Below are 18689 nucleotides of genomic sequence, written 5' to 3'. Positions count from 1 at the left end.
CAAGGCGGTTGTGGAGACCTGCGAACAGCGCGACCCCAGGGGCCTCTACAAGAAGGCCCGCGCGGGCGAGATTCCGCAGTCCACCGGCGTCCCGGCGCCCTACGAGGCGCCGGAGGCCGCCGACCTGGAGGTCGACACCTCCACCGAGACGGTGCCCGAGTCGGTGGAGCGGATCGTCCGCTACGTGGAGAAGGTCTTCACCCTGAAAGGCGACGACCGGTCCAAGGTCTAGCCTCCGGCTTCTCACCGGCCTCAGCGCGCCGCGGCTCTTCGGCCGCGGCCGTGGCCTCGTCCTGCGCCTCATCCTGCGCTGCGGGCGCGGCGGCCGGCGTGAGCAGCAGCGGCGCCAGGCCGCTGTCCTGCAGGGTCTCGCGAATGCCGACGGCCAGGCGGCGGAACATCTCCGCCTCGTCCCCCCGATAGCTGGCGTCGAAGTAGCGCATCCTGCCGAGCCAGTCAGGATCGTCGTAGAACGCTGCGACCGCCTCCAGGGCCGCCTCGTCCAGCCGCTCGGGCAGCGGCGGCACCAGCTTGCGGTGCAGGTGGCCGTTCAGATCGTGGCCGCAGGAGTCCAGGGCCGCGTCGTAGAAGACCGGCAGGCCGCCGCGCAGAACCTCGATGGTCGCCGTGCTGTTGCCGCAGATGGCGAGGTCGCAGAGCCGGACGTCGTCGATCAGCAAGCTGCCGCCGGTTTCCTGCACCCGCCCATCGGCGGTGCAAAGGCCGCTCAGGTCCTCGTTGATGACCTTCACCGGGTGCGGGCGGATCAGCACGCGGGCCACGCGCGGGCTCTCCAGCAGCTGCGCGACCAATGCTTCCAGGCGCGCCATGTCTGTGAGTGCCGTCAGAAAGATGCCGACTGAGAGGCCGCCTTCCGGATTGAAGTGGCTGCGCATCTGCGCCTGAGGCGAGGTCGGCGGGATAAAGACCGCGTTGACGGGCGGTCTGCCGTTTTCCATATAGGCGTCGAGCACGCCCTGGCCGGTGAGAGCGGCCAGGTCGCAGTGGAGTGGTGGCGCGTAGACCTTGTTCCCTGTCGCGTTGGCGTGATTGACGAAGAGGACCTTCCCGCCCTGGCGATGCGCCGCCGCGGCCAGCGCCAGGCATTCCGGCGAGTAGTGGTTGGCGATGAACACCGCCTGCGCGCGCCGCTGCTTCAGCAGGCGCCCGAAGCGCAGGTAGAAGGCCGTGGTGCTGAAGACACGGCAGGCCGGCATGAAGTGCAGCCGCCGGCTCAGCCGGGCGGCGAGCGGCCAGAGGCGGGCCACGCAGGCGAGGAAGGCGGGCAGCGCCGCCAAGGCCGGCCAGCCCAGGCAGTTGCGTCGTGAAATCGTCAGCTCGGCGGCCGAGAGCTCCGGCAGGTTCCGTCGCAGGTGGTCGAGAGCGACACGCTCGTTGGGATAGGAGGCGAAGAAGGCGATCTCGCCCTCTGCCCGAGAGGCCCAATTAACTGAAAGATAACATTTCAGGCCATAAATTATTAACAGCGTCGTCTTTAGAAATCCGGGGCTTTTTTCGTAAAGAGCATAGAAAAACCGGATGTAGAAGTTCTTCCGGACAACGTCATCGAAGACGCTCAGACGGCCAGCCGAGGCATCCATCTTCCTGACGATCAAAGATGCTCTGCCCAGAGAGTACATTTTCACAGACTCGTCGATGCCAAGAAGGTCAGGATGCTGCAGCTGTTTCGCAAATTGGTGGGGACATCCATCTTCTATTCCCTCGCCAACAGCATCGAGGCACTTTCCCCCTTCTTCCTCGCTATTTTGTTAACGCGCATCCTGGCGCCGGAGGAATACGGCGTCTGGGTCCTCTTCGTCTCGCTGGTGGCCTTCCTGCGCCCGGCGGTCAATCTGACCATCCAGGACGCGCTGAAGATGCATTTCTACGAGTTGGACAAGGCCGGGCTGGCGGCCTTCGTGGTCTCCGCCTTCTATCTCTCGACCGCTTCTGCCCTGGTCCTGGGCCTCATCGGCCTGCTGTTCGGCGAGACGCTGGCGAGCTTCATTAGCTTCCCCGCCGCCTGGGTCCTGGCGGTGGTCTTTGCCGCCTATCTCTATGTGAATTTCTACTTCGTCCTGACCTACAACCAATTCGCCGGAAAGCGCGGCCGCTTCATCGCGCTGCAGTTCGCGCAGTCGCTCCTCGGCTTCGCCGTCATCGCGGCGCTGGTGTTTCAGGGCGCGGGCTGGCAGGGCGTCATTCTGGGCAAGGTCGCGGGCCTGGTCGTCACCTGCCTACTGGGCGTGGCGTGGCTGGCCAAGGATCTGAAACTGAGTTTCAAACTGCCCGGGCGCGGCCAGTTCAAGGACATGGTGAAGTTCGGGCTGGTCTACCTGCCGACGGGCTTCGGCCTGGTCGCGGTGCCGCTGACCGACCGTCTCATCATCACCCACCTGCTGGGCCTCGCCGAGAACGGCCTCTACGGCGTCGCCGCCCTGTTCGGCGCCGCGCTCTTCGTTGCCATCAACGGCTTCCTGCATGCCTGGATGCCCTGGCTCTTCAAGCGGCTGGGCGAGCTGCAGTCGAACTATCGCAGGGAGGTGACGGCGGTCTCGCTGAGCTTCCTGCTGCTGCTGCCCGCGCTCGGCATCTTCTTCTACCTGGTTTCCATGCTGGCCGCGCCGCTGGTGGTCGGGCCGTCCTTCGCCAGTTCCTTCGGCCTCATCCCCTGGGCCATCGCCGGCACCGTGGCGATGGGCTACTTCTATCACAACCAGGCTTTTCTCCACCTGCGCAAGGCCATCCTGCCGATGTCGATCAGCAGCCTGACCTGCATTCTGCTGAACGCCTATCTCAGCTGGTACGGCGCGCTCTACTACGGCGTGGCGGGGGTGCTGGCGGCGACCATCGCCGCCTTCATGATCTCCGCGGTGATCAGCGGCATCTACATCGTCTACCACTACAACATCTTCGGCAGCTTCTTCGCCTTCGCCCAGGGCAATACCCGGTAGCGGGACGGGGCGCCGCGAGACGGGAAGTCGTCCCGGGTCAGCTGTTGGCGATGGCCTGGCGTTCCTCCGCCTCGCGCCGCATTTCCTGGCGCCGGGTAATGAGCGAGGCGGTGAGCACGCCGGTCGCCACAAGGCCGACCAGGATGGTGCAGACGGCGTTGATCTCCGGCGTCACGCCCAGGCGCACCTGGCTGTAGATCTTCATCGGCAGGGTGGTGGCGCCGGGCCCGGTGGTGAAGCTGGCGATGACCAGGTCATCCAGCGACAGGGTGAAGGACAGCAGCCAGCCGGCGACCACCGCCGGGGCGATGATCGGCAGGGTGATCTGGAAGAAGGTGCGTCCCGGCGGGCAGCCCAGGTCCATGGCCGCCTCCTCGATGGAACGGTCGAAGCCGGCCAGGCGCGACTGCACCACCACCGCTACGTAGCACATGGAGAAGGTGATGTGGGCGAGGGTGACGGTGACGAAGCCGCGGTCCAGGGCGACGGCCACGAACATCAGCAGCAGCGACAGGCCGGTGATGACCTCCGGCATGACCAGCGGCGCGTAGATCATGCCCGAGAAGAGGGTGCGGCCGTGGAAGGAACCGAAGCGCGACATGATCAGCCCGGCCATGGTGCCCAGCACGGTGGCGAAGCAGGAGGAGGTGAAGGCGACCTTCAGCGTCACCCAGCCGGCGTTCAGCAGGCCCTGGTTCTGCAGCATCTCGGCGTACCACTTGGTCGAGAAGCCGGCCCAGACGGTCACCAGCCGAGATTCGTTGAAGCTGTAGATGATCAGCAGCGCGATCGGCAGGTAGAGGAAGAGGAAGCCGAGCAGCAGCGAGGCGATGTTGAACCAGGTGAGGCCTTGTCTCATGCGCTCAGGCCTCCGCCTCGGCGCTGCGCTGCTGCTGGCGCTGGAACAGCACGATCGGAATGATCAGCACCAGCAGCAGGATCACGGCCACCGCCGAGGACACCGGCCAGTCGCGGTTGTTGAAGAACTCGGTCCACAGGGTCTTGCCGATCATCAGGGTCTCGGAGCCGCCCAGCAGATCCGGGATGACGAACTCGCCGACCGCCGGGATGAAGACCAGGAAGCAGCCGGCCACGATGCCGGTCATCGACAGCGGCACGGTCACCACCCAGAAGGCCTTGATCGGCCGGCAGCCGAGGTCGGCGGCCGCTTCCAGGAGGCTGAGGTCCATCTTCTCCAGGTTGGCGTAGAGCGGCAGCACCATGAAGGGCAGGTAGGAATAGACGATGCCGATGTAGACGGCGATGTCGGTGTTGAGAATGGTCAGGGGTTCGCTGATCAGGCCGAGGTGGGTGAGCGCCAGGTTCAGCAGGCCTTCCTTCTTCAGGATGCCGATCCAGGCATAGACGCGGATCAGGAAGGAGGTCCAGAACGGCAGGATCACCAGCATCAGCAGGGCGAAGCGCCAGCGCCGCGGCGCGCGCGCCATGCCGTAGGCGATGGGGTAGCCGACCAGCAGCGTCAGCACGGTCGAGGTCGCCGCGATCTTCAGGGAGCTGAGGTAGGAATTGATATAGAGCGGGTCGTCCCACAGCCAGAGATAGTTCTCGAGCGATCCGTGGAAGGCGATCCAGCCGTCCTCCACGAAGGTGATCAGCTCGGAATAGGGCGGCATCGCCACCCGCACCTCGACGAGGCTGATTTTCAGCACGATGAGGAATGGCGCCAGGAAGAAGGCCAGCAGCCAGAGGTAGGGAACGGCGATGACCAGGTACTTGAGCAGTTTCTGCGTGCCCTGCCGGGCGACCTCCGGGCTTTCGACGGCGGCCTGTGGCGCGGTGGCAGGGGCGGCGGGCGGCGGAGAGGATGACACGCTGCCGTCCCTCAGTCGCGCAGCACGACGGCGGCGTCGGGCGCCCAGGTCAGGTAGACCCGGTCCTCCCAGGTGATGGGCCGCTCAATGAGGCGGGCCATGTTGGCCTGGGTCGCGGTGATCATCTTCCCGCTGTCCAGCTTTACGTGATAGGTCGAGAGATTGCCCAGGTAGCCGATGTCCCAGACCTCGCCGGTCATGCAGTTGCGGCTGCTGTCGGCCGGCGGCTCCTTGGAAATGCGTACCTTTTCTGGCCTCAGCGCGATCCACAGGGATTCGTCGCCGCCGTCTTCGGCATAGGGGCCGGTCTGGATGGCGCAGCCGGCGTCCGGACATTGCAGCACCAGGTGGTCGCCTTCGCGCTGTGCGCCGCGGCCCTCCAGGATGTTGACCTCGCCGATGAAGTCGGCGACGTAGCGGGTTAGCGGCGCTTCGTAGAGCTCACCCGGGGTGGAGACCTGCACGATCCGGCCGTGGTCCATGACCGCGATACGGCTGGACACCGTCATCGCCTCCTCCTGGTCGTGGGTCACGATCACGAAGGTGATGCCGGTTTCCTCCTGGATGTTCATCAGCTCGAACTGGGTCTGGGTGCGCAGGTTCTTGTCCAGCGCGCCCAGCGGTTCGTCGAGCAGCAGCATCTTGGGCTTCTTCACCAGGCTGCGGGCCAGGGCGACGCGCTGCTTCTGGCCGCCGGAGAGCTGGTGCGGCTTGCGCTTGGCGAACTGGCCGAGCTGAACCATCTCGATGACCTCGGCGACGCGGCGGTCGATCTCCGCCTTGGGCACGCGGTCCTGCTTCAGCCCGAAGGCGATGTTCTTCTCGACCGACATGTGCGGGAAGAGGGCATAGGACTGGAACATCATGTTCACCGGCCGCTCGTAGGGCGGCACGCCGGACATGTCCTCTCCCTCCAGCAGAATCTGGCCCTCGCTGGGGGTCTCGAAGCCGGCCAGCATGCGCAGCAGCGTGGTCTTGCCGCAGCCCGAGGGGCCGAGCAGGGAAAAGAACTCGCGCTTGTAAATGTCGAGGGAGACGTTGTCGACGGCGACGAAGTCCCCGAAGCGCTTGGTCACGCCGACGATCCGGACGTGGGGCTTCTCGTTGGGGTCCTCCCAGGGCGCCCAGCGCTGGCGCGCGGCCGAAGAGCCGCTGCGCGCCTGATTGCTTGCGGTGCCTGCTCCGCTCATCCCGTCATGTCCCCGCTTGCCGCCGAAGGTCGCCGGGCCCGGCCCGCTGCGCCCCGCGCGGCCTGTCCGCGAAAAGGCAACGGCCCCGCACCGGGTCGGGGCGGGGCCGTTCGCTCAGGCTTACTGACCGCTCTTCACCTTGGTCCAGAGGCGCGTCACGACCCGCTGAACCTTCGGCGGATAGGGGGTGACCGTGTAGAGGGTCTCCAGGGCCGCCGGCGTCGGGTAGATCGCCGGATCGCCGATCACGTCCTCCTCCAGGAACTCCTGCGAGGCCTTGTTGCCGTTGGCGTAGTAGACGTAGTTCGACGCCTTGGCCATGACCTGCGGGTCCATGATGTAGTTCAGGAAGGCCAGGGCGTTCTCCGGATGCGGGGCATCGGTGGGGATGGCCATCTGGTCGAACCACATCAGCGCGCCCTCGTCCGGGGAGACATAGTTCACCGTGACGCCATTGTTGGCCTCGTCGGCGCGGTCGCGCGCCTGCAGCACGTCGCCGGACCAGCCGACCGCCAGGCAGATGTCGCCGTTGGCCAGGGCGTTGATGTACTCAGAGGAGTGGAACTTCTGGACGTAGGGGCGCATCGCCATCAGCACGTCCTCGGCCTTGGCGATGACGTCGGGGTCCTTGCTGTCGGGATCCTCGCCGATGTAGTTCAGCGCCGCCGGGATCAGCTCGGTCGGGGCATCCAGCACGTGAATGCCGCAATCGGCGAACTTGGAGACGACCTCGGGATCGAAGATCATCTTCCAGGAGGTGACCGGCGCGTCGGGCATACGCTCAAGAATCTTTTCCTCGTTGTAGCCCAGGCCGGTGGTGCCCCACATGTAGTTGATGGAGTAGTCGTTGCCCGGATCGTACTTCTCCGTGCGCTTGGCCACCACGTCCCACATGTTCTTCAGGTTCGGCAGCTTGGACTTGTCCAGCTTCTGGAACGCGCCGGCCTGGATCTGGCGGGCCAGGAAGGAACCGGTGGGCACCACGACGTCGTAGCCGGTGCCGCCGGCCAGCAGCTTGGTTTCCAGCACCTCGTTGGAATCGAAAACGTCGTAGACGACCTTGATGCCCGTCTCTTTCTCGAAGTCCTCGAGGATCGACTCGTCGATGTAGTCGGACCAGTTATAGACGTTGACGACCTTTTCCTGGGCCTGGGCCGTGCCCATCGCCAGGGCAAAAGCGATCATCGCGCCCGCCGGGGCGAAATACCGTGATTTTGTCATACCTGCTTCCCTGTTGACGTGACTTCATGTCGGCGTTTCCCACGCCTTATGGCGGCCCCTGAAGGCCGCACTCTCCTTGATATCAAGCTGTCCCGGTGGGGCTTGTCAATCCCGGATAGCGGCAAGGCGGTGTGAATTGGGCCCGGCGGCCCGCAGCGGTCTGCAGGCCGCCCCCGGCCGGGCGGCATCGCGGCGCACAGGCCGCACTTCGCCATAACTTCGCCGCTTTTGCCGGGCAAACATCACGGTTGAGGGGGCTATCCCTTGGCGATACCCTGGCACATCTGGGCGGGTGGTTCCGCTGAACGCCAGAGGAAGGGATGTGCCTGATTTGCGGCCAAGAGGCCTTAACACTTTTGCTGGCTTCACCGAAAGCCGCGCCAAATTTGTCACACCCGCCAGGATGCTATGCAGATTAGGCACTTGGGGTCGTATCTTGATGCTGCGCACGGGGCACAGCACCGCTCCCCCACATCTATCTTAGGATTTCGTTAAGAAATTGAGGCTCACGATTGATGGGTTCCGGTTTAAAGCCGGGATGGTGCGAAGATCAGGAAAACGATAATGAGACTCCTCATCGGGGTCCTGGGGACGGCATTGCTGGGTCTTTCCGCGTGCGCGGAACTGGGAATCCAGTTCCCTGATTTTCGCGGTCCGGCCACCGAGACAGCACGCCCTGTGTCTGAGGAACAGGCGCTGAGCAACGCGGGCAGGTTCCCTGAGGACGTGTCGGAGGAGGTGGCCAAGCTGAAGCCGCCGCCGCCGCTGCCGATCCGCAAGCCTGAAGTACCCCCGGCGGCGGTCGAAGTGACCAAGGCGCCCGAGGTGGAACCCGATTCGCTGGTCGGGCTCGACTTCGACCGCACGACGGCGTTGCTCGGCCAGCCGGCGCTGCTGATCGAGGAGCCGCCGGCAAAGATATGGGCCTACAACGGCGCCAGTTGTGTCCTACATATATTCTTCTATCCCAAAGTGGGTGGGACCGATTTTCGTGTGCTGACATACGAGGTGAAAGGCGGGGCCGAGGGTGAAGCGCCCAACGACGCGGAATCCAAGGATTTCGCCCGCCTTTGTTTGAGCGAACTGCTGGTACAGGCCGAGGCGGGCCGGGACAGCGAGGAAGCGTCCCCGGCATCGCCGACGAATGGGTCGGCCGGTGGCAGTTAGCGGGTAGCCTTCGGCAGGTAGCCGAATGCAAGGAGCAGGCAAACAATAAGGGGGCGCTGGCAAGCGCAATGTGAATGATGGCTGTACAGCCGGTCGTGACAGAGACCACTTTCAATCGTGTTTTTATCGTTGATGACGACGACCTGTTCCGCGAGTCCCTGGGGCTCAATCTGGCCGAGGAAGGCTATGAGGTCGTCGATTTCGCCAATGGCGAAAGTGCCCTTGAATTCATGATGTCCGGCGAAGAGGCCGAGGCGGTGCTGCTGGATTGGCGCATGCCGGGCCTGGACGGGCTGGCGGTGCTGCGCCGCATGCGCGAATGCCGCATCCAGACGCCGGTTATCTTTTTGACCGTCCTCAGCGACGAAATCTACGAGGAAGCGGCCCTCAAGTGGGGAGCGGTCGACTTCATCGACAAGTCGCGGCGCCTGCCGATCATTCTGCAGCGCCTGAAGCTCATCACCGAAGGCGTGAAGCCCTCGTCGGAGGGCGGCGGCCAGACCCCGGCGGTGATCCGCAATGGGCCGTTGGAACTGAAGACCGACATCAGTCGCGCCTTCTGGGACAACAAGCAGGTGGACCTCACCCTCACCGAGTTCGCCATCGTGCTGTTCCTTGTGTCGCAGCAGGGGGGTGACGTGTCCTACCGCCAGATCTACGACATTGTGCGCGGCAAGGACTTCGTCGCCGGCTACGGCCCCGACGGCTATCGCGCAAACGTGCGCTCCTTCATCAAGCGCATCCGCAAGAAGTTCCGCGACGTCGACGAGAATTTCGACGGCATCGAGAACTATCCGGGCTTCGGCTACCGCTGGCGCGACCAGAGCGGTAAGGGCGGAGCCTGAACCTCATGGCTGCGCGGGTCGAAGGTCCGGCGACGCCGGCTGTGCCGCGCAGCTTCTCCGCCGGTCTGCCTTTCCGCTCGCTGATCAGCAAGCTGATGCTGCTGCTGGTCATTTTCTGCGCGGTCCCGGTGATCCTCTATATCCAGTTCCGCGAGGCGGACGCGGAAAAGCGCTTTCTGCTGATGGAAAGCGTGCGCGAGCAGGGCCGCATGGTGGCGGAGAGCCTGCGCCCGCTGCTGGAGCAGCAGGAAATTTCCTCCCTGCCGCTGCTGAACGACGAGGTGGCGCGCTTCGCGACCAAGCAGACCGGCGTGAAGGTGCTGTTCCGGCCGGCCGGCGAGTACGGAGCCGAGAGCTTCTATTTCGTCGCCTCCCAGCCCACCATTGCCCCGACCGAGCTGGCCGAGGAACGCGACCGCCTGGTCGAGCGCGGGGTCTTCGACAATCTGGCGCAGAGCTGCTGGGGCGAGCTGTCCATGGCCCTGCGCCACCGCCGTCCCTCCGGCGCCGAGGAACTGCTGACCTCCATCACCCCGATCAACACCGGGGCCGGCTGCTGGGCAGTCATCACCACCCACTCGACCACGGAGTTCCTGGGCACTTCCATCGATCAGCCGTACTGGAAGACCATCGAGGTGCGTATCGCCGCGGCGATCTACTTCGCCATGGCGATCTTCACCATCGGCCTCTTCGTGTCGATCTGGCGCGGCCTCATGCGCTTCCGCCGCCTGGCGCGCAGCATCCGCACCGGCGCCAGCCACGTCAGCTTCGCCCAGCAGAACCGGGTGCCTGAACTGGCCCCGGTGGCCGAGGAATTCGACCGCATGACCATGGCGCTGCAGGATTCCGCCGAGAGCATCCGCCTGGCCGCCGAGGACAACGCCCACGCCTTCAAGACGCCGATCGCCATCATGCGCCAGTCGCTGGAGCCGCTGCGGCGCTTCGTCTCCCCCGACGAGGTGCGCGGCCAGCGCGCCCTCGACGTGCTGGAGGTCTCCATCGACCGCCTCGACCACCTGGTGGCCTACGCCCGGCGCCTGGAGGAGACCACGGCCGAGCTGCTGGACCCGCCGCGCCAGAAGATCTGTCTGACTCACATGGTCGAGCGCATGCTCGCCGCCTATGCCGACAGCTTCGCCGGCCGGCGCCTCATCCTCGATGCCCGCCTGCAGCCCGACATCTTCGTGCTGGCCGGCGAGGACCTGCTGGAGACGGTGCTGGAGAATGTCATCGACAACGCCATCGAGATTTCGCCGACGGGCTCGAAGATCATCGTGGAGTTGCGGGCGGTGCAGGGGCGGGCGGAGCTTGCGGTGCTCGACCGCGGCCCCGGCGTGCCCTCTGCCGAGCTGACGCGCATCTTCGAGCGTTACGTTTCCCTGCGTTCCAAGCCGCTTCCCGCCGATTCCGAGGAGGACAGCGGCGAAGGCAGCCCGCACATGGGGATCGGCCTGTGGATCGTCCGTCGCAACTTACAGGCGATCGGCGGTAGCGTTCGGGCGGATAACCGGCCGGACGGTGGACTTGCCATGGTCCTGCGCTTTCCCCTTGCTGCCTAACGCTCTTTTGGGGAGAGTCGAGGCAGTGCAGCGCAATTTTTTGCTAATTCCTTAATTTTCTTAACCTTCACCGCCACAACTTTGACGCACCCGACAGTTGCAGCATCGCAGTACCTTCAAGTCGATGCGGAGCAAACAGACCTCTCATGTCCATCGCCTTGACGGCGGTCCCCCCGGCCCGGTGGGGAGCGACGCTGAGGACATGAGGTGGGAAAGGGGAAGCATTCTGACGGCCCCTCCCTTCGGGTACTCCCCCGAGCTTCCCCTTCGCCGGCCGGGTGGCCCGAAAACCCGGCCGGCGATCTCCGGATCGCCGCCCCCTTCCGGCCTGCCGAAAGGCATCGCCAACAGCCTGCGGCGGCTGCGCGGCCTTCATCTGCGTCTTTCGCTCTGCCGGGTTACCCTGGCGCCGGGCTGTGACAGCCGGCTCAGCGGCATCGACGACCGCTCGCTGATCGCCGAAATGGCCGACGACGGCGCGCTGATCGTCATCTTCATCCATCCCCAGGGCATCACCGACGAGGAAGCCGCCGGCGGCCTCTGCGCCCGCCTGGAGCAGTCGCTGCGCCCTTGCGGCATCCCGCTGGGGGCATTGCGGGTTGCCATCCTGCCCTGCGACGCCGCGGCCATCGACGACAGCGATGCGACCCTGCAGTTGGTGATGGACCTGCCGAGCCGTGCGCTGCTGGGTGCCGCGGGCCTGGTCAGCGCCGCCGCTTCCTGAGCGTTCTTTCCCGGAAATCGCAACTTGCCTGAGGCCGGCTAGTCCGGGCCTTCCCCTCTTGCGCCCGTTCCGCCGGCGCCCTGCGGGGCCACCGTGGCCTCCAGCGCCGGGTAGCAGAAGGCCAGGGTCGCGGCGCGCGCCGCCATGAAGAGCATGAGGCTGAGCCACAGGCCGTGGTTGCCCAGCGGGCCCAGCAGCAGCCAGTCGGCCAGCAGGAAGACCGCCAGCGAGGCCAGCATGGCGTTGCGCATGGCCGTGGTCCGGGTGGCGCCGATGAAGACGCCGTCCAGCAGGAAGCTCCACACCGAGATCAGGGGCGAGGCGACCATCCACCAGAGATAGGTTTCTGCGCTGGCGCGCACCTCCGGCAGGGAGGTGAAGACGGCGATGAGCAGCGGGCCGGCGCCCAGCAACGCTACAGCGGCGATGAGGGCGCCGGCCAGGCCCCAGGTGGTGCAGACCACCACGGCGCGGCGGAAGGTCTCGCGGTTGCGGGCGCCCAGCGCGCTGCCGGCCAGGATCTCCGCGGCGTGGGCGAAGCCGTCCAGCCCGTGTGAGATCACCGCCTGAAACTGCAGCAGGATGGCGTTGCCGGCCAGGATGACGTCGCCGAAGCCGGCGCTCTCCGAGGTGAAGATGGCGAAGGCCAGGACCAGGCAGAGAGTGCGGATGAAGATGTCGACGTTGACACGCATCAGCGCGGCCAGGCGCGCCGGGTCGCTCAGCCGCGCCCAGTCGGCGCGCCCGGGGCGCTGCTCCAGGCCGCCCAGGATGACGACGAGGCCGGCCAGTGCAGCCAGGCTTTCGGCGATGAAGGTGGCCCAGGCGACCCCGGCCACGCCCCAGTCGAGGCCGATGACGAAGACCAGGTCGAGCAGGATGTTGGTGCCGTTCAGCAGCAGCTGCAGCAGCAGCGCCGCCCGCGCCCGCTGCACGCCCAGCAGCCAGCCCAGGACCACGTAGTTCACCAACGCCGCCGGGGCGCTCCACACCCGGATGTCGAAATAGATCCCGGTGTGGCCCTCGACCTCGGCGCTGGCGTCCATGGCCCAGAGGGCGATGAGGCGGATCGGGCTCTGCAGCAGGATGATCAGCAGGCCGAAGCCCAGCGCCAGGGCCAGGGGGCGCAGCAGGCAGGCGCGCAGCTCGGCGGCGTCGCCGGCGCCGTAGGCCTGGGCGGTAAAGCCGGTGGTGCCCATGCGCAGGAAGCCGAAGCCCCAGAACAGGAAGCTGAAGATGACGCTGCCCACGGCGACGCCGCCGATGAAGCTGGGGTCGGGCAGGTGGCCGACCACCGCCGTGTCCACGGCGCCCAGCAGGGGGGTGGTGAGGTTCGCCAGGATAATCGGCCCGGCCAGACGCCAGACGCGGCGGTTCCAGTTCGCGGCCTGGTCTCCGGGGCGGCTGGCCGGCGCGTCGGGGGGGTAATCGCTCATTTCGGTCGGGCGCTGTGGATCATTGCGGCGGGACGCGATCATAAGGTGCGAGGCCGCGGGGGCAAAGGCGGTGCAGCCCTGCAAAATTCAGGGAGCGGCACGGCTTGGCGCGCCCCTCCGGTATCACTAAGATGCCGGCCCTGAAGCGCTCGCAAAGCGGCGTGCCGATAGGCAAACGAACGACCGGCGCCGGACGGCGGCAGGCGCGGAAATACAAAGAATCTGAGGGGCGTATGGCAATCCAGCATCCTTATCTCCTGTTTCTCGGCGATGCGCCGGACCAGCTCGCGGCCAAGACCGCCCAGGGCATCGCCCACTGGCGTCCGGACTGGTGCCTCGGCCAGCTGCGGCTGGAAGGCTGCCAGGCGGATCTCGGGCTCACCGACATGTCCCTGGAAGAAGGCGCCGCCGCCGGGGCCAAGACCCTGGTGATCGGCGTTGCCAACCGCGGCGGCGTGTTCTCGGAGAAATGGATCTCGGTGCTGGAGCAGGCCCTGATGCTGGGCTATGACCTGGCCGCCGGGCTGCACAACCGCCTGGCCGACGTGGAGGTGCTGAAGGCGGCGGCGGAGCAGCACGGCCGCAAGCTCTTCGACGTGCGCCACCCCAGCCGCGAGTTCGACGTCGCCAACGGCCAGAAGCGCTCCGGCAAGCGCCTGCTTGCCGTCGGCACCGACTGTTCGGTCGGCAAGATGTACACGACGCTGGCCATCGAGAAGGAAATGCGCGCGCGCGGCATGAAGGCGGACTTCCGCGCCACCGGCCAGACCGGCATCCTCATCGCCGGCTCAGGCGTTTCCATCGACGCCGTGGTGGCCGACTTCATCTCCGGGGCCGTCGAGTATCTCTCGCCCGCCAACAGCGCCGACCACTGGGACATCATCGAGGGCCAGGGCTCGCTGTTCCACGCCTCCTTCGCCGGGGTCTCCCTGGGGCTGCTGCACGGCGCCCAGGCCGATGCCCTGGTGCTGTGCCACGAACCGACGCGCTCCCACATGCGCGGCCTGCCGGATTACCCCCTGCCGACGCTGAAGGCCTGCATGGACGCGAACCTGGCGGCGGCGCGCCTGACCAATCCGGCGGCGAAGTTCGTCGGTATTGCGGTCAATACCTCGCAGATGAACGAGGGCAGCGTCGAAGCCTATCTGCGGCGGATCGAAAGCGACTGCGAACTGCCCGTGATGGATCCTTTCACCGAGGGCGTCGCACCCATCGTCGATCGCCTGCAGTAGGCCCAGGCATGACCCAGCTTACGGTGCGCCACGAAGCCTGGCCGGTACGCGGAAAGTTCACGATCTCCCGCGGCAGCCGTACCCAGGCCGACGTGGTGGTGGCCGAGCTGAGCGACGGCGAGCATCTGGGCCGCGGCGAGTGCCTGCCCTATCCGCGCTACGGCGAGTCGGTGGAGGGCGTGATCGCGGAGATCGAGGCGCTCAGCGGCCCCCTCGCCGAGGGGCTGGATCGCGCCGGCCTGCAGTCGCTCTTGCCCGCCGGCGCGGCGCGCAATGCCGTTGACCTGGCTTTCTGGGACCTGGAGTGCAAGCGCGCCGGCGAGCGCCACTGGCAGCTCGCCGGCCTGCCCGAGCCCGGCCCCGTCACCACGGCCTTCACGCTCTCCATCGACACGCCGGAGGAGATGGGCCGCAAGGCGGCGGAGAACGCCGCGCGCCCGATCCTGAAGCTGAAGCTGGCCGGGCCCGACGACCTGGACCGGGTCGAGGCGGTGCGCGCCAACGCGCCCGAGGCCCGCATCGTCGTCGACGCCAACGAAGGCTGGACCGCCGCGCAGTACAGCGCGCTGGTGCCCGACCTGCAGCGCCTGGGCGTGGTCATGGTGGAGCAGCCCCTGCCGGCCGGCGACGACGCGGCGCTGGCCGGGATCGCGCGGCCGGTGCCGGTCTGCGCCGACGAATCCTGCCACGACACGGCGACCCTGGCGGGCCTCAAGGGGCGCTACGACATGGTCAACATCAAGCTCGACAAGACCGGCGGCCTGACCGAGGCGTTGAAGCTGAAGCAAGCGGCCGAGGCGGAAGGCTTCGCCATCATGGTCGGCTGTATGCTGACCACCTCGCTGGCCTGCGCGCCGGCGGTGATCCTGGCCCAGGGCGTTGCGCTGACCGACCTGGACGCGCCGCTGTTGCTGGCCGAGGACCGCGACCCGCCGCTGAAAATAGAGGACAGCCTGGTCTTTCCGCCCGCCCCTGCGTTATGGGGATAGGGCGTTTTTGGGATGACAAGAAGATGATGAAGAAAACCCTGGTCCTGTTCGTGCTGCTGGCGCAGTGCGCTGCCCTGCCGGCGCAGGCGGTCACTTTCGAGGTTGGCCAGCTGTGGAGCTATCGCACGCGCCCCGGCGAGGAGGACTCACGCCTCTACATCGCGCGCATCGACCGCGACATGGGCAGCAAGCCGATCGTCCATGTCTACGTCGATAGGCTGAAGCTGAAGAACCCGCTGCTCGAGGCCAAGGTGCAGGACCACCTGGTGCATGTGCCGATCAGCCGGGAAGCCCTGGAAGCCAGCGTCATCTCCCTCATCCAGAAGGACGTCACCCCGCCGGACATCTCGGAGGGCTACATCATCTGGCGCGAAGCCTTTCTGGAGGGCCGGGCCGGGGTCTTCACCATCTCGCTGCAGCAGGTCGTGCAGTACATCGAGGACCAGTTCGCCAAACAGGCCGGCGCGCAGCAGTAATAGTACCCCTCTTGCCCCTGCTGCCGGCGCGAAGAAATTGCTAGGCTGACCGCGTTATGGACCGCGCCATCGACCTCTACTGCGAAAGGGTGGGCCCGGGGCTGTGGGGCGAGCCGCTGAACGCGGTGACCAACCTGGCCTTCATCCTGGCCGGCGTCCTGCTGGTCGCCGCCCTGCGCCGGGACGATGCGGCGCGCCGCGACCCGGCGATCCTGGCCCTGGTGGCGCTGATCTTACTGGTCGGCATCGGCAGCGGCCTGTTTCACACCTTCGCGACCGCCTGGGCGGTGATGGCCGACGTCATTCCCGTCGCGCTCTTTATCCTGCTCTACATGTACCTGGCGCTTTACCGCTTGGTCGCCCTGCCGCTGTGGGGCGTGTTGGCCGGCGTCGCCATCGTGCTGGTGCTGGTGGCGGTGATGCCGCTGGTCTTCGGCTTCAGCGCCTCCACCTACGGCGTGGCGCTGGTGACCATGCTGGGCGTCGGCGGCTTCCTGCACTTCGGGCGGCGCCACCCGGCGGGCCGCCCCATCCTGGCCGCCGCGGGCGTCTTCGCCCTCTCGCTGGCCTTCCGCACCGCCGACCTGCGGCTCTGCGCGGCCCTGCCGGTCGGCACCCATTTCCTCTGGCACATGATGAACGCGGTGGTGCTCTACAACCTGACCCGCACCATGATGGCCGAGGGGGTCCGGGGCGCGGCGCGGGCTTAGCTGCGCAGCCAGCCCTTCTCGAAGACCACGCGCCCGGCGCCGGTGAAGCGGCGCTGGCGCTCCAGCTCCGCCTCCAGGCGACCGCGCCGCGCGGCGGAGAGTTTTACCTTGGGTTCCAGCCAGAGGCCCTTAACCCGCAGCTCGCCGCGCTCGCGCGCATGCTTCATGTCGATGCGGCCGATCAGGCGATCGCCCTCCAGCAGCGGGAAGACGTAGTAGCCGTACTTGCGCTTGGCCGCGGGCACGAAGACCTCGATGCGGTAGTGGAAACCGAAGATCCGTTCGGTGCGCTTGCGGTCGCGGATCAACGGATCGAAGGGGCTGAGAACCCGCAGGCGTTTCGGCGGCTCCGGCAGCTCGGCGCAGGGATCTTCGCCGGCAAAGCAGAAGGCGGCGCGCGGCTTGCCGCCTTCCGTTGTCTCGATGTGCACCTCTTCCAGCTCACCGTCCTTGCGCGCCAGGCACCAGGCCTTGGCTTCGGCGGGCGTGACCAGGTCCCAGAAGGCGGCGATCTCGCCCGAGGTGGCGACGCCCAGGCGCTGCAGCGCCGCGCGGCAGGCCCAGTCCACGGTCTCGGCCTCAGGGAACTCGGGCTCCAGGTGCGCGCGCGGCAGGGTGCGTTCGGTCAGGTCGTAGACCTTCTGGAAGCCGTCGCGCGCGGCCACGGCCAGGTGGCCGCAGCGCCAGAGGTATTCCAGCGCGGTCTTGGAGGGATGCCAGTCCCACCAGCCGCCGTTGGTCTTGGGCTTGGCCTCGTCGTCGTTGCCCAGCTCGCGCGCCAGCACACGGCCGTTGTCGGCGACGTGCTGCAGCACGCTGGCCAGCTCGCTTTCGAAGTCGCCGTCACGCCACTTGCGCCAGCGCTCGCGCAGGCGCGCCTCCTCGCGCGTGAAGCGCAGCTTCCAGTGCGGGAAGAAGCGACTGGGGATGATGGCGGCGTCATGGGTCCAGTTCTCGAACAGCGCCGCTTCGCGCTCGTGCAGGCGGGCGAGCTGCTTGTGGCGGTAGGTCTGGTTGCGCGCGAAGAGGATCATGTGGTGGGCGCGCTCCACCGTCTGGATGGAATCGAGCTGCACGAAGCCGAGATGTTCGATGAGCTCCAGCAGGCCCGCGTCGCTGAGCTTCCGGTGCGGGGGAAAGGCGAGGCCCTGGCGCGCCAGGAAGAGGCGCCGGGCGCTGCGGTTGTCGATGACCCTCGGCTGACTCACGGCTACTTGTCGGCGGGCCGGTTGCGCCGCCAGCCGCCGCGCCGGCGCGGCTTGCACATGTGGCGGGTCATGCGCTGGGCCGGGAACTCGGCGGTCTCCTTCAGCATCTCGATGAGGCGGCCGCAGGCGCCGCCGGGCTGCGGCTGCTCCTCCAGGCGGTAGTCGGCGATGAGCCGCTGGGCCGCCTGGCCCGGGTCGCGGTCCTGGCCCAGGCGCAGGATCCAGGCCAGCACCACGTCTTCCGCCGGGCCCGGAAAGTCCGCGCCCAGGTTCAGTACTTCGCGGATCAGGCCGCCGGGATCGTCGGGGGAGTCGTGCTCCGAGAGGTAGCGGATCGCCATCAGTTTCGCCGCAAGAGATTGAGCCGGGAGGGGATATCAAACCAGAACGCCCCATCGCGCTGTTCTGCAGCCGCCAGGAAGCCCTGCCGCAACGACTTTTCGGCGGCTTCCACCGCCGGGCGGCGGGCCGGGTCGACGGCGATGAGGCCGGAGAGGAAGGCCTCGACGCTCTTCACCCGGAAGGGCGCGCGGTAGCGGAACTCCTCGGTCTCGCGCAGCCTGCCGTCGGCGCCGGCCTTCAAGGCGTCATAGGCCCGCGCCCGCACCTCGGTCTCGTCCTCGATGGGGCGCAGCAGCTCGAAGTAGTCGCCCTCGGCCAGGGGCTCCTGGACGTAGACCAGGCCGCCGGGGCGCAGCACGCGGGCGGCCTCCGCCAGGGCCGCGCCCTGCACCGCCACCGGCACGTGGTGCAGGGCGTTGAAGTAGACCAGGGTGTCGAGGCAGGCCTCGGGCAGGGGCAGGGCCTCGCCCAGGGCGCAGAGGTAGACCTCATCTCCCGCCGGCTCGGCGGCTTGGGCACGGGCCAGCTGCTGCGGGCCGGGGTCGATGCCGATGACCCAGGCGCCGCCGCGCGCCAGGACGCGCACCAGCCCGCCGTCACCGCAGCCGACATCGGCGACGGTCGCGCCCGCCAGGGGCAGGCGCTGGCGCAGGACTTCCGTGTGCTTGAGCAGGGGAAGCTGTGGCATGGCGGGGCGCATTCTAGGCCCTGGCGGCGGGCCTCCGCCAGACCTCCGGGGCCTTTCCGGGGGCTCGGGGGCGTCTTTGCTGCCAGCCTCCTGACGGGCTTTTCAGCGCCCGCAAA

The 18689-nt window shown here is 67.1% G+C and carries 19 protein-coding genes; 10 read left to right on the top strand and 9 right to left on the bottom strand.

Translation table 11 applies throughout. From position 1 onward, the window contains the following. Positions 1–232 (top strand): adenylyl-sulfate kinase (locus tag H7X47_RS19490; protein WP_193370395.1); only part of this gene is annotated, 232 nt, incomplete at its 5' end. On the opposite strand, the gene H7X47_RS19485 is transcribed toward H7X47_RS19490, so the two are convergent. Beyond that, positions 198–1601, bottom strand: a complete 1404-nt coding sequence (locus H7X47_RS19485; protein WP_193370394.1) for a hypothetical protein — start codon at positions 1599–1601, stop codon at positions 198–200. The genes H7X47_RS19490 and H7X47_RS19485 overlap by 35 nt on opposite strands. A 72-nt stretch (positions 1602–1673) precedes the next feature. Here H7X47_RS19485 and H7X47_RS19480 point away from each other — a divergent pair, with 72 nt between their 5' ends. Further along, a complete protein-coding gene (locus H7X47_RS19480) occupies positions 1674–2954 on the top strand; it encodes a lipopolysaccharide biosynthesis protein (RefSeq protein WP_193370393.1) in 1281 nt (426 codons plus the stop codon). A 37-nt stretch (positions 2955–2991) separates the two neighbouring features. Here H7X47_RS19480 and H7X47_RS19475 read toward each other — a convergent pair whose 3' ends face one another. The 4 genes from H7X47_RS19475 to H7X47_RS19460 all read right to left on the bottom strand — a co-directional run bounded on the left by H7X47_RS19475 (position 2992) and on the right by H7X47_RS19460 (position 7197). Then, entirely contained in the window at positions 2992–3813 is an 822-nt protein-coding gene (locus H7X47_RS19475; protein ID WP_193370392.1) for an ABC transporter permease, read from the bottom strand. A gap of 4 nt (positions 3814–3817) precedes the next feature. Continuing rightward, on the bottom strand, positions 3818–4696 hold the full coding sequence (locus H7X47_RS19470; RefSeq protein WP_193370425.1) for an ABC transporter permease subunit: 879 nt from the start codon (positions 4694–4696) through the stop codon (positions 3818–3820). Positions 4697–4797: 101 nt separating this feature from the next. Continuing rightward, positions 4798–5976, bottom strand: coding sequence for an ABC transporter ATP-binding protein (locus H7X47_RS19465; protein ID WP_193370391.1), 1179 nt, complete (start codon positions 5974–5976; stop codon positions 4798–4800). A 120-nt stretch (positions 5977–6096) separates the two neighbouring features. Beyond that, positions 6097–7197, bottom strand: a complete 1101-nt coding sequence (locus tag H7X47_RS19460) for a polyamine ABC transporter substrate-binding protein (protein ID WP_322096516.1) — start codon at positions 7195–7197, stop codon at positions 6097–6099. A 564-nt stretch (positions 7198–7761) separates the two neighbouring features. On the opposite strand from H7X47_RS19460, the gene H7X47_RS19455 reads away from it, so the two are divergent. From H7X47_RS19455 to H7X47_RS19440, 4 genes are all read left to right on the top strand, one after another. Next, entirely contained in the window at positions 7762–8364 is a 603-nt protein-coding gene (locus H7X47_RS19455) for a hypothetical protein (RefSeq protein WP_193370390.1), read from the top strand. A 74-nt stretch (positions 8365–8438) separates the two neighbouring features. Further along, a complete protein-coding gene (locus H7X47_RS19450) occupies positions 8439–9209 on the top strand; it encodes a response regulator transcription factor (RefSeq protein WP_227010616.1) in 771 nt (256 codons plus the stop codon). A gap of 5 nt (positions 9210–9214) precedes the next feature. Beyond that, positions 9215–10768, top strand: coding sequence for a sensor histidine kinase (locus H7X47_RS19445; RefSeq protein WP_193370389.1), 1554 nt, complete (start codon positions 9215–9217; stop codon positions 10766–10768). Between the two features lie 202 nt (positions 10769–10970). Then, positions 10971–11492: a hypothetical protein gene (locus tag H7X47_RS19440; RefSeq protein WP_193370388.1), complete on the top strand. Its 522-nt coding sequence runs from the start codon at positions 10971–10973 to the stop codon at positions 11490–11492. 38 nt (positions 11493–11530) lie between these two features. Here the strand turns inward: H7X47_RS19440 and H7X47_RS19435 are convergent, their stop codons facing one another. After that, positions 11531–12928, bottom strand: coding sequence for an MATE family efflux transporter (locus H7X47_RS19435; RefSeq protein WP_193370387.1), 1398 nt, complete (start codon positions 12926–12928; stop codon positions 11531–11533). 233 nt (positions 12929–13161) lie between these two features. On the opposite strand from H7X47_RS19435, the gene dgcN reads away from it, so the two are divergent. Genes dgcN through H7X47_RS19415 form a run of 4 tightly spaced genes read left to right on the top strand, consistent with a single transcriptional unit; the run spans position 13162 to position 16335 of the window. Beyond that, positions 13162–14160 (top strand): N-acetyltransferase DgcN, encoded by a 999-nt coding sequence (gene dgcN / locus H7X47_RS19430; RefSeq protein ID WP_193370386.1) that lies wholly within the window; start codon positions 13162–13164, stop codon positions 14158–14160. An 8-nt stretch (positions 14161–14168) separates the two neighbouring features. Continuing rightward, positions 14169–15149 (top strand): N-acetyl-D-Glu racemase DgcA, encoded by a 981-nt coding sequence (gene dgcA / locus H7X47_RS19425; RefSeq protein WP_193370385.1) that lies wholly within the window; start codon positions 14169–14171, stop codon positions 15147–15149. A 23-nt stretch (positions 15150–15172) separates the two neighbouring features. Then, positions 15173–15625: a hypothetical protein gene (locus tag H7X47_RS19420; protein ID WP_193370384.1), complete on the top strand. Its 453-nt coding sequence runs from the start codon at positions 15173–15175 to the stop codon at positions 15623–15625. Between the two features lie 56 nt (positions 15626–15681). Beyond that, the gene (locus H7X47_RS19415) at positions 15682–16335 is read left to right on the top strand and encodes a ceramidase domain-containing protein (RefSeq protein WP_193370383.1); all 654 of its coding nucleotides are present in this window, start codon (positions 15682–15684) and stop codon (positions 16333–16335) included. On the opposite strand, the gene H7X47_RS19410 is transcribed toward H7X47_RS19415, so the two are convergent. Genes H7X47_RS19410 through H7X47_RS19405 form a run of 3 tightly spaced genes read right to left on the bottom strand, consistent with a single transcriptional unit; the run spans position 16332 to position 18573 of the window. Then, entirely contained in the window at positions 16332–17543 is a 1212-nt protein-coding gene (locus H7X47_RS19410; RefSeq protein WP_319633638.1) for a winged helix-turn-helix domain-containing protein, read from the bottom strand. The genes H7X47_RS19415 and H7X47_RS19410 overlap by 4 nt on opposite strands. Positions 17544–17545: 2 nt before the next feature. Then, positions 17546–17884, bottom strand: coding sequence for a hypothetical protein (locus tag H7X47_RS25900; RefSeq protein WP_227010615.1), 339 nt, complete (start codon positions 17882–17884; stop codon positions 17546–17548). Next, positions 17884–18573 (bottom strand): class I SAM-dependent methyltransferase, encoded by a 690-nt coding sequence (locus H7X47_RS19405; RefSeq protein WP_193370381.1) that lies wholly within the window; start codon positions 18571–18573, stop codon positions 17884–17886. The genes H7X47_RS25900 and H7X47_RS19405 overlap by 1 nt, the downstream gene beginning before the upstream one ends. Between the last annotated feature and the right edge of the window lie 116 nt (positions 18574–18689).

Source organism: Pelagibius marinus (assembly GCF_014925385.1).
Classification (GTDB): domain Bacteria; phylum Pseudomonadota; class Alphaproteobacteria; order Kiloniellales; family Kiloniellaceae; genus Pelagibius; species Pelagibius marinus.
This window is presented reverse-complemented; position numbering and strand designations above follow the sequence as displayed.

Bases quoted from the DNA above. Each gene is read 5' to 3' on its own strand.
- H7X47_RS19485 (WP_193370394.1), bottom strand. From the start codon at position 1,601: ATGGATGCCTCGGCTGGCCGTCTGAGCGTCTTCGATGACGTTGTCCGG.
- dgcA (WP_193370385.1), top strand. From the start codon at position 14,169: ATGACCCAGCTTACGGTGCGCCACGAAGCCTGGCCGGTACGCGGAAAG.
- H7X47_RS19405 (WP_193370381.1), bottom strand. From the start codon at position 18,573: ATGCCACAGCTTCCCCTGCTCAAGCACACGGAAGTCCTGCGCCAGCGC.
- H7X47_RS19440 (WP_193370388.1), top strand. From the start codon at position 10,971: ATGAGGTGGGAAAGGGGAAGCATTCTGACGGCCCCTCCCTTCGGGTAC.
- H7X47_RS19435 (WP_193370387.1), bottom strand. From the start codon at position 12,928: ATGAGCGATTACCCCCCCGACGCGCCGGCCAGCCGCCCCGGAGACCAG.
- H7X47_RS19475 (WP_193370392.1), bottom strand. From the start codon at position 3,813: ATGAGACAAGGCCTCACCTGGTTCAACATCGCCTCGCTGCTGCTCGGC.
- H7X47_RS19455 (WP_193370390.1), top strand. From the start codon at position 7,762: ATGAGACTCCTCATCGGGGTCCTGGGGACGGCATTGCTGGGTCTTTCC.
- H7X47_RS19415 (WP_193370383.1), top strand. From the start codon at position 15,682: ATGGACCGCGCCATCGACCTCTACTGCGAAAGGGTGGGCCCGGGGCTG.
- dgcN (WP_193370386.1), top strand. From the start codon at position 13,162: ATGGCAATCCAGCATCCTTATCTCCTGTTTCTCGGCGATGCGCCGGAC.
- H7X47_RS19445 (WP_193370389.1), top strand. From the start codon at position 9,215: ATGGCTGCGCGGGTCGAAGGTCCGGCGACGCCGGCTGTGCCGCGCAGC.
- H7X47_RS19460 (WP_322096516.1), bottom strand. From the start codon at position 7,197: ATGACAAAATCACGGTATTTCGCCCCGGCGGGCGCGATGATCGCTTTT.
- H7X47_RS19465 (WP_193370391.1), bottom strand. From the start codon at position 5,976: ATGAGCGGAGCAGGCACCGCAAGCAATCAGGCGCGCAGCGGCTCTTCG.
- H7X47_RS19480 (WP_193370393.1), top strand. From the start codon at position 1,674: ATGCTGCAGCTGTTTCGCAAATTGGTGGGGACATCCATCTTCTATTCC.
- H7X47_RS19420 (WP_193370384.1), top strand. From the start codon at position 15,173: ATGATGAAGAAAACCCTGGTCCTGTTCGTGCTGCTGGCGCAGTGCGCT.
- H7X47_RS25900 (WP_227010615.1), bottom strand. From the start codon at position 17,884: ATGGCGATCCGCTACCTCTCGGAGCACGACTCCCCCGACGATCCCGGC.
- H7X47_RS19450 (WP_227010616.1), top strand. From the start codon at position 8,439: ATGATGGCTGTACAGCCGGTCGTGACAGAGACCACTTTCAATCGTGTT.